The organism is Parasedimentitalea denitrificans, assembly GCF_011813015.1.
GTDB classification, from domain to species: domain Bacteria; phylum Pseudomonadota; class Alphaproteobacteria; order Rhodobacterales; family Rhodobacteraceae; genus Parasedimentitalea; species Parasedimentitalea denitrificans.
The window spans coordinates 162,999-175,044 of the sequence record NZ_QHLQ01000006.1 but is presented as its reverse complement, the minus strand read 5'-3'; the positions used below and the strand labels follow the sequence as shown (position 1 = coordinate 175,044).

The following is a 12,046-nucleotide window of genomic DNA, read 5'->3' as shown; positions in this document are numbered from 1 at the left end:
GGGCGTATCTTGCGGACAAAACCGCCAAAGGAGTGAAACGATGCCAAACCCTACCGCAGCCATGCTGGTCATTGGCGATGAGATCCTCTCGGGGCGCACACGCGATGCCAACATGTACTTTTTGGCGGGTGAATTAACCAAACATGGAATCGATTTGGCAGAGGTCAGAGTTGTTAGCGACGACAGCGCAGCAATTATCTCTGCAGTTCAGGCTCTATCGAATGGGTTTGAGCACGTGTTCACGAGCGGCGGTATCGGCCCCACCCATGACGACATCACAGCCGATTGTATCGCGCAAGCGTTTGATAAGCATATTGATGTGCGGGATGATGCGCGGGCGTTGCTGGCGGACCACTACAAGAAAACCGGCAAAGAGCTGAACGAGGCACGGCTGCGCATGGCGCGTATTCCTGATGGGGCAACACTTATCGACAACCCGGTGTCGATTGCGCCCGGTTTCACCCTTGGCAATGTGCATGTGATGGCGGGGGTGCCGATGGTGTTTCAGGCCATGGTTGCTTCGGTGTTGCCAACCATTACAGGTGGTCAACCGATGTTGTCCCAAACACTGCGCGTGCTGCGCGGCGAAGGGGACATTGCCCCGACGCTCGGCGCATTGGCTGAACGCTATGATGATCTATCCATCGGCTGCTATCCGTTTCAGCAAGACGGCGTATTTGGTGCCAATATCGTTATTCGTGGCACCACGGGCACCCGAATTGACGCAGCTATGACGCAACTTGCCAAGGAGCTGGAGCTTTGAGCACTGACCCACGTTACTACGACGTGATCGGGGCAACTTGGCCCTGCGCTCGCGAGTTCACACTTGGACCAATCACCCTGCGCGAAGGGTTGGGTGGTGGTAGCCGTGTGTCTTCGGCGACGATCAATGGCCCGGTGACCGACAGCGATATCGGCGCCGCCGAAGCCGCCATGCGTGACATGGGGCAGGTGCCAATGTTCATGATCCGCGACGACGAGGATGAATTGGACACTCAGTTGGCTGAACGCGGATACGCGGTAAAGGACCCGGTCAATCTGTGGTCTTGCCCGCCTGCCTTGCTAACCGATGTCAAAATCCCGCCTGTCACAACATTCTGTGTGTGGAAGCCGCTGGCGATCCAGATCGAAATCTGGGCAACTGGCGGAATTGGGCCTAGTCGAGTGGCCATCATGGAGCGTGCAAAGGGCCCAAAAACTTCGATCCTTAGTCGGGGCAATGAACAACCAGCCGGAACCGCCTTTTGCGCCATGCATGATGGAGTCGCAGTGGTCCACGCGCTGGAGATTTTGCCACATCAACGACGCAAGGGAATGGGCGTTTGGATGATGCGTCAGGCCGCGTTGTGGGCGCAGGATAACGGTGCCGAGGAGCTGGCAGTGATGTGTACGAAACGTAACGAGGGTGCAAATGGTCTCTATGCTTCCCTCGGCATGGGCTCTGTGGGACAGTACCACTATCGTATATTGCCGAACGGAGACTAAGCGAGAATGACCGATCAGACCATGCCCACCGCGTTGGACCTGCCAATGGTAGATCCGCTGCCACCCGCAACGCAGAAGTACTTTGATATCTGCCTTGAAAAACTGGGCATGGTCCCGAATGTCCTGAAGGCAAATGCCTTTGATATCGACAAACTGACCGCCTTTACCGCCATGTATAACGACGTGATGCTGGCTGATAGTGGTCTTAGCAAACTGGAACGCGAGATGATCGCGGTAACCGTCTCGTCGATCAATAAATGCTATTACTGCCTTGTTGCTCATGGTGCGGCGGTCCGCCAAATGTCGGGTGACCCTAAACTGGGCGAGATGCTGGTGATGAATTACCGCGTGGCGCCGTTGGACGATCGCCAGCGCAGCATGCTGGATTTTGCCACCAAGATGACCACCGCCAGTGCCGAGATTTCAGAGGCTGACCGGCAAGGGCTGCGGGATGCTGGGTTCAGTGATCGTGATATTTGGGACATCGCCAACGTGACAGGATTTTATAACATGTCCAACCGGGTCGCCAGCGCTACTGCCATGGTGCCCAACGACGAATACCATAGCCAATTTCGGTGATACGAACCTTTGCCATAATCAGCGCTGTGGTGCTGGCACTGCCGGTTATGGCAAGTGATCTGGAACTGCCTGCGGGCGTTCAGTTTTTAAGCGAACGCCAAAGCCCCTTGGCCCGGTATGCCTTGCCAATGGGCTCTGCCTCCAAGGACGAGGTCCCGGTTCAGAACTTTGAGGGTCAGGTGCTGCGTCGCACCTGGCGTTTGACGGGCCAGACTAGCGCGATGCAACTGTATGTCCCAATGCGAGAACAGGTTCAGGACGCAGGGTTCGAGGTCCAATTCGAATGCCAGGCAAGAAGCTGCGGAGGCTTTGACTTTCGTTTTGGAATAGAGGTGGTTCCGGCACCGGATATGCTTGTAGATATTGGTGACTTTCAATTTCTGTCAGCTACCAAAGGCGACAATCAGGCACTGTCATTGCTGGTGTCGCGATCTGGCCTGTCTACGTATATGCAGCTGATCGAAGTAACCCCGTCTACAGCCGATCCGATTGGAATTGCTCCGGTTGAACCACGACCGGATACACGACCACCAAAGCAGACTGAGCAGGTCGAAGAGAGTGGCCTGGCAGAGGCCTTAAACGCCCATGGTCGGGTGGTGCTGGATGGGCTGGTGTTTGAAACTGGGTCGTCTCGGCTTGGCTCAGGACCGTTTGAGGTTTTAGCTCAGTTGGCAGCCTTGTTGATAGAAACCCCAGAGATGCGCATCTCACTCGTCGGTCATACTGATAACGTTGGCAATCAGGAAAATAATATCACCCTGTCCCAACGACGTGCCGAGGCCGTCCGCGAAAGATTGGTGAAACAGTTTGAGATTGATGGCGCCCAGATCGACGCAGTGGGGGTGGGGTATATGGCTCCGCTAACAAGCAATCTGACTGCTGGCGGCCGAGATGCTAATCGACGGGTCGAAGCAGTCCTACTGTCGCGGTAGCGCCTTTTGTACGGACAGGGGTTCTAGAAACCCAAAAGCCCCGCGCGGTAGCACGGGGCTGATGGCTAGAGGTATCTATTTTACCAGTCGCCGGCGCCTTTGTCCGCAAAGGCGTGGACCAGAAAGTCGATAAATGCGCGCACTTTTGGCTGAGTGAATCGACCCGGCGGGTAGACAGCGTAAATACCTTGGGTCTCGACAGGCAAACTAGGCATGACATCTTCCACAAGCCCTTCTGCCATTGCTTCAGCATATAAGTAGCTAGGCAAATATGCGATGCCGAGGCCTGAAATGGCAGCGTTCAGCAGGGATTGACCATCATTGACGCTAAGCCAACCGGCCGTGCGCACCTGACGTTTTTCACCTGACGGTGCAGTCAGCTTCCACATATTGCCGCTCGACTGGTTCGAGTAGTGCAGCAGTTTATGCGTATTCAAGTCGTCGATCTTTTGCGGACGACCGAACTTCTCCAAATACGCGGGTGAGGCAATCATCCGTTTGGTAGTTTCGGTCAGCTTGCGCGCCCGCAGGGTGCTGTCTTCCAGCTCACCGATGCGTAGCGCCATGTCAAACCCCTCGGAAATCAGCTCAACAAAACGGTTGTTCAATACCATGTTGACGGTGATGTCCGGGAAATCATTCAGAAATTCAGAAAGCACCGGCGACAGGTGGTTGACGCCAAAGTCAGTCGCCACAGAAATACGCAGCAGCCCGGATGGTGCGGATTGCATTGAGGTCACCAGTGCGTCTGCTTCACCAGCGTCGTTTAGTACCCGGCGTGCGCGGTCGTAATAGGCCAGCCCAATTTCGGTCGGTGATACACGGCGTGTGGTGCGGTTAAGCAAACGGGCGCCCAGTCGGGCCTCAAGGCTGGAAACATGCTTTGAGACAGCAGACTTGGAAATGCCCAACTTGCGTGCGGCGTCAGTAAACCCACCTTGGTCTACTACGCTGGCAAAGGCTTCCATTTCGGTCAGTCGATCCATCTTGTTCCCCTTGAACATTCAGTGCTGACACTTTGAATGACGGTCAATTCGGGCAACATCTGGGCGCTGGTGGGATAATACCGGGGTTTTCGCAGGATCGTTGAATCGTTGGAAACGATCGGTGAGGGGCAATCGTGGGTGACGTCGGTTCGAATAATCCCGCGCATTTTCTGGCGAATACCACGGGATTATCAGCGCAGGGCCGTTCAGTTGCTGGTCGTAATTCAAACACATGAAGGTTAGGCTGATGTCATTGCAGTTCATATAAGAGGGTAACCAGATGAAAACTTTTTCAGCCGCATTGCTTGTCGCATCCCTAGCCAGCCCCCTTTGGGCAGGAGGAGAAACAGCCTCGAATCCAGATGCTCAGGTATATTTTGTGAACATTCAGGACGGCGACACGTTTGTATCGCCGGTGAAAGTTGTTTTTGGCTTGTCTGGAATGGGCGTGGCCCCGGCTGGAACCGAAAAGGAAAACACCGGCCATCACCATTTGCTGATCGATCGGCCTCCTTTGGGTCAGGGTGAGGATGGTGCTGATGAATTGTCGAATGGCATAATGTCGGATGAGCATCACAAGCACTTTGGCGGTGGGCAGACCGAAACCGTTATCGATCTGGAACCGGGACAGCACACGTTGCAGCTGGTCCTGGGTGATATGGGCCACGTGCCACACTCGACACCAATCGTTTCCGAGGTCATCACAATCGTTATTGAGTAACCCCGGAAAAAATACTCGATGCTATCGAACACTTCGGTCCCCAACGAAACATCTAGGGGGATCATGAGAATAGAAGCAGGTCAGCAAAACGGAGACAACAATGCTGACCTGTATCATTCGCTACCAAATTGACCCGACAAAGAAAGCTCAGTTTGAACAATACTCTCGCAACTGGGGGCAGGCGATTCCACGCTGTGGCGCTGACCTGATAGGCTACTACGCCCCGCACGAGGGATCCTCTACATTGGCTTATGGCATCTATAACGTGGCGAGTCTGGCAGACTATGAATCCTACCGCGCCCGTTTGTCCGCAGATCCGCTGGGGCGCGAGAACTATGAGTTCGCTCAGAAGGAAAAGTTCCTGTTGCGCGAAGACCGGACTTGGCTGAAATTGGCCTCTTCCCCACATGGAGCCAAGTAAATGATCGCCGTTCTGTTCGAAGTCCGCATCGCCGAGGGGCGCAAGCCCGACTACCTGCAGGTTGCCGCAGATCTGCTGCCGCTGCTGCAGCAAGTGGATGGTTTCATCTCAGTTGAACGGTTCCAAAGCCTGAGTGACCCGGACAAACTGTTGTCGCTATCCTTTTTCCGAGATGAAGAGGCGGTCGCCAACTGGCGCAATCTGTCAGAACATCGCACTGGCCAAGACAGTGGGCGCAGCGGTATATTTGCCGACTATCGCCTGCGAGTCGCCAGTGTCATTCGGGACTACGGAATGGAAGATCGCGAGCAGGCGCCCAAGGACGGCCGTGCCACGCACGGCTGATATTTGTGACGGTTACGGCGCCCCAGTGCCATTGGCACGGGGCGCTTATCACTAACCTTAGAACGAAGCCGCCAGTCGGGTGCCTTGATTGATCGCCCGCTTGGCATCCAGCTCAGCCGCCACGTCAGCGCCGCCTATCACATGACAAGACACGCCTTGTTCGGTCAGCGTGTCAGCCAGAGAACGCTCTGAAATCTGCCCCGAGCACAATACAATGGTATCCGCAGGAACAACGGTCGGGTTTTCCCGAGCCTCACCAAAGCTGATGTGCAACCCGTCGTCGTCGATCCGCTCGTAGTTCACGCCGCCGACCATTTCGACCTTTTTCATCTTCAACGTGGCACGGTGGATCCAGCCGGTGGTTTTGCCGAGCCCCTTGCCATGCGCCTTGGTTTTCCGCTGCAACAGCGTAACCCTACGTGCAGGGGGCGCTGGCTGTGGTCCTTCTGGCGCCAGTCCCGAACGATGCTCTTCTGGATCCGTTACTCCCCATTCTTTCATCCACAACGGCAGGTCGGTGGTGGGGCTGTGGCCTTCTTCCAGCAGGAACTCGGACACATCAAACCCGATGCCACCCGCGCCGATGACAGCAACGTGTTTCCCAACCGGGGCTTTACCACGCAGCACATCGATATAGGTCAGCACATTGTCGCGGTCCTGACCGGGGATCTGCGGGTCGCGTGGGGTGACACCAGTTGCAATTACCACCTCGTCAAATCCAACAAGATCATCTGCGCTAACCTCGGCGCCCAGTTTCACAGTGATCCCAGCCTCGGCAATCTTGGTCCGGTACCAATCGACCAGCCCCCAGAACTCTTCCTTGCCCGGCACCTGTTTCGCCATGTTCAACTGACCACCGATCTCATCGGCCTTATCAAACAGCGTAACATTATGCCCCCGCTGCGCAGCCGTCAGCGCAGTTGACAGTCCCGCCGGTCCAGCGCCCACAATGGCCACATTCTTGGCAATGGGGGTGGGCTCAATCAGCAACTCTGTTTCATGGCAGGCTAGAGGGTTCACAAGGCAGGATGTCAGCTTGCCGCCAAACGTGTGATCTAGGCAGGCTTGGTTACAGGCAATACAGGGGGCAATCTGGTTGCCTGTGCCATTCATCGCCTTCTTGACGAAATCCGCATCCGCCAGCATAGGCCGCGCTAGCGAAACCATGTCGGCACAGCCCGTAGCCAGTACTTCCTCACCTACCTCTGGCGAGTTGATCCGGTTCGATGTGATCAGCGGGATGCCGATTTTGCCCATCAGCTTTTTGGTGACCCAGGCAAAAGCCGCGCGGGGAACACTGGTGGCGATGGTGGGAATGCGGGCCTCGTGCCAGCCGATGCCGGTGTTGATGATAGTGGCACCTGCTTTTTCAACCTCAACGGCCAGCTGCACCACCTCGTCATGGGTAGACCCGTTGGGCACCAGATCAATCATCGATAGGCGGAAGATGATGATGAAATTCGGCCCCACGGCCTCACGGGTGCGCCGGACTACTTCGATAGCCAAGCGCATCCGGTTCTCATAGGAACCACCCCAGCGGTCGGTGCGCTTGTTGGTATGGGTGACCAAGAACTGATTGAGGAAATACCCTTCGGACCCCATGATCTCGACCCCGTCATAGCCTGCCTTTTGCGCCAAAGTGGCGGCCTTGACGATGTCGCTAATCTGCTTCTCGATCCCGTCCTCATCCAGCTCGGTCGGCGGGAATGGCGAGATAGGGGACTTTACCGCACTAGGGGCAACACATTTAGGCCCATAGGAATAACGCCCTGCGTGCAGGATCTGCATAGCGATCTTGCCACCTGCCTGATGCACCCGGTCAGTGACAATGGCATGGTTCTTTACGTCTCCTTCGGTGGTCATCATCGCCGCGCCGGGCAGAACCGATCCTTCAAGGTTCGGGCCAATGCCCCCGGTAACCATCAGGCCAACCTCACCACGGGCGCGCGATGCATAGAACTCAGCCACCCGGTTCCAGTCCCGGGTCTCTTCTAGGCCAGTGTGCATGGAGCCCATCAATACCCGGTTTTTCAGGGTGGTAAAGCCGAGGTCTAACGGCGCCAGCAGGTTTGGGTACTCAGTCATCACACTCTCCCTTAAATCTGCCACACAGAATTGCTGCCTTGGCGAGCCTTGTCACCCGAAACGCGGCGTCACCCTCTTGTGCGACGCCGGGGCACCTGTACACAGTAGCCCAACCAATCAGGAGAACGAAATGACCCCGGACGAAATCGCCAAACTGCCCTACCGCCCCAATGTCGGGGTGATGATGATCAACGCAGATGGCGATGTCTTTGTTGGCCAGCGCAAGGATCGGTTCAAAGACGCCTGGCAGATGCCACAGGGGGGCATCGATCCGGGCGAAGATCCCCGCATCGCCGCATTGCGAGAGCTAGAGGAAGAAACAGGGGTTCCACCTGAACTGGTCGAGATCATCGCCGAAAGCGACGGCTGGCTGCCTTATGATTTACCGCACGATGTGGTGCCCAAATTCTGGGGCGGCAAGTATCGCGGGCAAGAGCAAAAGTGGTACCTGATGCGGTTCACCGGTACAGATGACCAAGTGAATATCGACACTGACCACCCCGAGTTTTCGGCCTGGTGCTGGCAGCCCGTGGATCAACTGGTGGACAAGATTGTGCCGTTCAAGCGCGAGGTTTATACTCGGGTAGTTGAGGAGTTTAAGGGGTATTTGTGATATGCGGCTTTTAGCGTCAACTTTCATATGTTTGAGCTTGGTGGGAGGCTCAGCGTCTGCCCTGTCCTGCGTTGAATGGCCCATTGCAAGGGCTTACACGCGCGCCGCAGCTTCTGAAGAGGTGTTTAATATCTTCAAAGGGCGGCTAACTTTTGATCAGACAAAGCTGGATGATTTCAAGGTATATGATGCCAATGACTTCAACTCTGAACGTCACACAAAATCTATTCGTATAAACGCGACAGTGGACGGTTATGCTTTAGGTAAGCGAAGTTTTTCTACTGGTGCGCAGGTCCAGACACCCGTGATTCTGGAGGTTGGCTGCTTATTCGATAACTGTGGCTATGTTCCGAACGATAGAGAAATTATTTTGTTTACTCGGTTGGAGGGGGATGATCGCGTGGCGTACTTTGACGCCTGTGGTGGCGACTCCTATAGTCTGACTTCAGAAAATGAGAAGACACTTCTGTCTTGTCACCGTGGCGGAACCTGCAAGTAAAGTTATGGTGAGTGAAGGCCCATTGTGACCTGATCGCCGCCGCAAAAAAATGAGTTTCCTTCGGCTACTATCAGGTCAAAAAGAGTCTTGCTTCCCCCCTAGGTTTCGTTGGTTAGAGACGTTTTAGACATAGCGTTCAGGATGAAATTTTCGACGGCACTTTGTATAAGCCGCTAAACGTGAATTTGCTTTGTCCCAACCACACGCTAAACAGTGCTAACAATGCGCCAGCGCCCTGACTTGGCGATAGCGTTTCGCCCATGAATACCCAACCAAGGATCACGGCCGACAGAGGGCTGAATACACCAAGAATAGACACTGATGCTGGATCAATCCGGGCGATTCCACGGAACCACAACACATAGGTCAGTGCGCCACCGATCAAACCAAGGTAGGCCAGACCCAGTAGATTTGCCGGGGTGAACGTAGGGAGCTCGGGAGTGCCCCCAAACGCCACCGGCAACAGCAGCAGTCCTCCAGCAGTCATCTGCCACGCGGTAAAGGTCAGCGGCGGCACTGGTGGTTGCCATTTTCGGGTCAAAACCACACCCGCCGCCATTGACACTGCACCGCCCAAACCAGCCAGAATGCCCACAGCATCCAATTTGGCCTCCGGTGTCAAAAGTAACAACGCGACGCCTGCAATACCCAGTGTTGCGGCCAGAATTTGACTGCCACGAATTTCAGTCTGCAGCACCAGCCCAGACAGGAAAATCACGATCAACGGCTGAACCGCACCCAGCGTTGCGGCGACACCGCCCGGCAGCCGATAGGCGGAAATGAACAGCATGGCCCAAAAGATTGAGAAGTTCAGCGCCCCTAGGATGAAAATCTTGCCAAGCCAATTCAACGGCGGCAATTGACGCACGATCAGCAACAGCAACAGCCCAGCGGGCAGCGCACGCAAGAACGCCACTGTCATGGCTGAATGCTCAGGCAGCAGCTGAGTGGTCACAATATAGCTGCTGCCCCAGATGGCAGGGGCAAGCGCAGTGAGCAGCAAATCAATTCGTCTCGTCATGGGGGACTCCTTTGTCTTGACATCGAGATAACTGATTTAATCTTGACGTCAAGACAAAATATGCGACAAGGGATTATGGACCACGTAGATTTTATAACCCGACAATGGGAAAAAGAGCGGCCGGATCTGGATGTGACGGCCATGGGCATTATCGGACGCGTTGCGCGGCTGTATCTGGCCTATCAAAAGGAAATGCATAAGACGTTTGCCGAACATGGCTTGAACGCAGCCAAGTTCGATGTGCTGGCCACACTCCGCCGGGCAGGGGATCCTTATACCCTGTCGCCGGGTGTATTGCTGGAGCGGACAATGGTGGCGTCTGGCACGATGACAAACCGGATAGATCGGCTCGAATCCGATGGGCTGGTAAAGCGGAGCACGAACCCCGCCGACAGCCGTAGTTTTCTGGTTGGGCTAACCGAAACTGGCTTGTCGTTGATTGACAAGGTGGTGACGGAACACGTCCAAACCCAAGCATCTATGATTGCAGATCTGGACGCCAGTGACGTTGAACTCTTCCAAACCCTTCTGGGCAAAGCGCTTGTCGCCGCAGAACTTGACTAGGTGCTGAAATGCAAAAGGCCGCCCAAAATGGACGGCCTTTCAGGAATGTCGCGATATTTTAAACTCAGACCAAACCTTCAGCCTTGAGCAGCGCCAACATGTTGGCCTCGGGGCGTGGGCCAATGTGGCTGATAACTTCGCCAGCGCAGACACAGCCGATCTTGGCACAAGTTTCCAAATCACGGCCATTGGCCATGCCAAACAGGAAGCCAGCCGCAAACTGATCGCCAGCGCCGGTGGCATCAACAGGCACAACCTTGTTCACCGGAACGTCCACACGGGTTCCTTCGCTGACAACGGTGACGCCGTCACCCGAACGGGTGCAGACAACCAGCGGGCAGATCTCGGCGGTTTGGGCCAGAGCGGATTCTAGGTCGTCGGTTTCAAACAGCGACTTGATCTCGTCCTGGTTGCCGATCACAAAATCCAGATCGTTCTTGATCAGTGACAGGAAGTCATCACGGTGGCGTTCGACACAGAACGGATCAGAAATCGCGATGCCGGTTTTACCACCGCCCATACGGCAATCACGGGCCGCTTCCATAAACGCAGTTTTGCCTTTGTCCTTGTCGAACAAATAGCCCTCCAGGAACATGATCTTGGCCTGACCGGCCACATCTTTGGACACGTCAGCCGAGCTCAGCTCAGATGAAATACCTAGATAGGTGTTCATCGAACGCTCCCCATCGGGCGAAACAAAGATCATCGAGCGCGAAGTTGGCAGCTCGCCGCCCTCTACCGGTGGGTTAACGAAATCAACGCCATCGTCCTGCATAGCCTTGGCATAAAACTGACCCAACGCATCGTCATGCACACGACCAATAAATGCCGCGTCCAGGCCCAATGCACCGGCACCGGCGATTGTGTTGGCGACAGATCCACCGGGCGTCTGCACGCGATTTTGCATCGCTGCATACAGAACCTCGCCACGATCCCGCTCGATCAGCTGCATGATACCTTTCTCGATCCCCATAAGATCAAGAAAGCTGTCGTCGCTTTGGCTGATGACATCCACAACGGCATTACCGATGCCAACAATCTGATAGGTTTTCATAGGTTCTTGTCCTCAAACATGCACAGGTCGCGGATCAGGCAGGTGCCACAGAGCGGTTTGCGTGCTTTACAGTGATAGCGGCCGTGTAAGATCAGCCAGTGATGGGCGTGAAGCTGGAAATCAGCCGGAATATTGTCTTCAACAGAGCGTTCAACGGCGCCCACATCCTTGCCCGGCGCAATACCAGACCGGTTGCCGACGCGAAAAATATGGGTGTCCACCGCCTGCGCGGGCTGCTGCCACCACATGTTCAGAACCACATTGGCAGTTTTGCGCCCAACACCCGGCAGAGATTGCAGCGCAGCGCGGGAGTTTGGGACCACTCCGTCATAGTCATTAACCAGAATGCGGCTCATCTTGATCACATTCTTAGCCTTCTGACGGAAAAGCCCGATGGTCTTGATATGCTCAGTCAGGCCCTCTTCGCCCAGATCCAACATCTTCTGCGGCGTATCCGCGATCTGGAACAACGCACGCGTTGCCTTGTTCACCCCTGCATCGGTGGCCTGTGCCGACAAGGCGACCGCCACCACCAAGGTGTAAACGTTGACATGCTCCAGCTCGCCTTTGGGCTCTGGTTCCGCTGCCTGAAATCGCGAAAAAATCTCGCGGAGGGTATGATAATCGAGTTGCTTTGCCATCGCGGGCCTTAATGACGTGACCCGCAGCACATCGCAACGAGAAACCGGTGGAGTGGAACAAGCTGGGCTATTCCTGTGCCGTTGCGCAACAGCCATTGTG

The 12,046-nt window shown here is 55.3% G+C and carries 15 protein-coding genes; 10 read left to right on the top strand and 5 right to left on the bottom strand.

The features are described from left to right. Positions 1-40 precede the first annotated feature (40 nt). From DL239_RS08685 to DL239_RS08670, 4 genes are read left to right on the top strand one after another with little or no spacing between them, the layout of a single operon-like run. Positions 41-763 carry a competence/damage-inducible protein A gene (locus DL239_RS08685; RefSeq protein ID WP_167683621.1) on the top strand — a complete coding sequence of 241 codons (723 nt, stop codon included), beginning with the start codon at positions 41-43 and terminating at the stop codon, positions 761-763. Beyond that, positions 760-1,485 carry a GNAT family N-acetyltransferase gene (locus tag DL239_RS08680; RefSeq protein ID WP_167683620.1) on the top strand — a complete coding sequence of 242 codons (726 nt, stop codon included), beginning with the start codon at positions 760-762 and terminating at the stop codon, positions 1,483-1,485. Before DL239_RS08685 ends, DL239_RS08680 begins: the two co-directional genes overlap by 4 nt. A 6-nt stretch (positions 1,486-1,491) precedes the next feature. Further along, positions 1,492-2,064, top strand: a complete 573-nt coding sequence (locus DL239_RS08675) for a peroxidase-related enzyme (protein ID WP_167683619.1) — start codon at positions 1,492-1,494, stop codon at positions 2,062-2,064. Continuing rightward, entirely contained in the window at positions 2,061-2,996 is a 936-nt protein-coding gene (locus DL239_RS08670; RefSeq protein WP_369410554.1) for an OmpA family protein, read from the top strand. Before DL239_RS08675 ends, DL239_RS08670 begins: the two co-directional genes overlap by 4 nt. 80 nt (positions 2,997-3,076) lie before the next feature. Here DL239_RS08670 and DL239_RS08665 read toward each other — a convergent pair whose 3' ends face one another. Then, complete coding sequence (locus DL239_RS08665) at positions 3,077-3,982, bottom strand: LysR family transcriptional regulator (RefSeq protein WP_167683618.1); 906 nt, start codon at positions 3,980-3,982, stop codon at positions 3,077-3,079. A 280-nt stretch (positions 3,983-4,262) separates the two neighbouring features. Between DL239_RS08665 and DL239_RS08660 the strand changes: the two genes are divergently transcribed. The 3 genes from DL239_RS08660 (at position 4,263) to DL239_RS08650 (ending at position 5,469) form a co-directional block, all read left to right on the top strand. Then, a complete protein-coding gene (locus DL239_RS08660; RefSeq protein WP_167683617.1) occupies positions 4,263-4,703 on the top strand; it encodes a DUF4399 domain-containing protein in 441 nt (146 codons plus the stop codon). 100 nt (positions 4,704-4,803) lie between these two features. Then, the gene (locus DL239_RS08655) at positions 4,804-5,124 is read left to right on the top strand and encodes an NIPSNAP family protein (RefSeq protein WP_167683616.1); all 321 of its coding nucleotides are present in this window, start codon (positions 4,804-4,806) and stop codon (positions 5,122-5,124) included. Beyond that, entirely contained in the window at positions 5,125-5,469 is a 345-nt protein-coding gene (locus tag DL239_RS08650) for an antibiotic biosynthesis monooxygenase family protein (protein ID WP_167683615.1), read from the top strand. Positions 5,470-5,526: 57 nt separating this feature from the next. Here DL239_RS08650 and DL239_RS08645 read toward each other — a convergent pair whose 3' ends face one another. Continuing rightward, entirely contained in the window at positions 5,527-7,554 is a 2,028-nt protein-coding gene (locus DL239_RS08645) for an NADPH-dependent 2,4-dienoyl-CoA reductase (protein ID WP_167683614.1), read from the bottom strand. A gap of 130 nt (positions 7,555-7,684) precedes the next feature. On the opposite strand from DL239_RS08645, the gene DL239_RS08640 reads away from it, so the two are divergent. Together DL239_RS08640 and DL239_RS08635 are read left to right on the top strand one after the other, a co-directional pair. Further along, complete coding sequence (locus tag DL239_RS08640; protein WP_167683613.1) at positions 7,685-8,167, top strand: RNA pyrophosphohydrolase; 483 nt, start codon at positions 7,685-7,687, stop codon at positions 8,165-8,167. 1 nt (position 8,168) lies between these two features. Next, positions 8,169-8,666 carry a hypothetical protein gene (locus tag DL239_RS08635; protein ID WP_206188397.1) on the top strand — a complete coding sequence of 166 codons (498 nt, stop codon included), beginning with the start codon at positions 8,169-8,171 and terminating at the stop codon, positions 8,664-8,666. 136 nt (positions 8,667-8,802) lie between these two features. Here DL239_RS08635 and DL239_RS08630 read toward each other — a convergent pair whose 3' ends face one another. Continuing rightward, positions 8,803-9,687: an EamA family transporter gene (locus DL239_RS08630; RefSeq protein ID WP_167683611.1), complete on the bottom strand. Its 885-nt coding sequence runs from the start codon at positions 9,685-9,687 to the stop codon at positions 8,803-8,805. A 75-nt stretch (positions 9,688-9,762) separates the two neighbouring features. Here DL239_RS08630 and DL239_RS08625 point away from each other — a divergent pair, with 75 nt between their 5' ends. After that, positions 9,763-10,251: a MarR family winged helix-turn-helix transcriptional regulator gene (locus tag DL239_RS08625; protein ID WP_167683610.1), complete on the top strand. Its 489-nt coding sequence runs from the start codon at positions 9,763-9,765 to the stop codon at positions 10,249-10,251. 64 nt (positions 10,252-10,315) lie between these two features. On the opposite strand, the gene DL239_RS08620 is transcribed toward DL239_RS08625, so the two are convergent. Together DL239_RS08620 and nth are read right to left on the bottom strand one after the other, a co-directional pair. Continuing rightward, positions 10,316-11,305, bottom strand: coding sequence for an adenosine kinase (locus tag DL239_RS08620; RefSeq protein WP_167683609.1), 990 nt, complete (start codon positions 11,303-11,305; stop codon positions 10,316-10,318). After that, positions 11,302-11,946 (bottom strand): endonuclease III, encoded by a 645-nt coding sequence (gene nth / locus DL239_RS08615; RefSeq protein ID WP_167683608.1) that lies wholly within the window; start codon positions 11,944-11,946, stop codon positions 11,302-11,304. Before nth ends, DL239_RS08620 begins: the two co-directional genes overlap by 4 nt. Positions 11,947-12,046 lie beyond the last annotated feature (100 nt).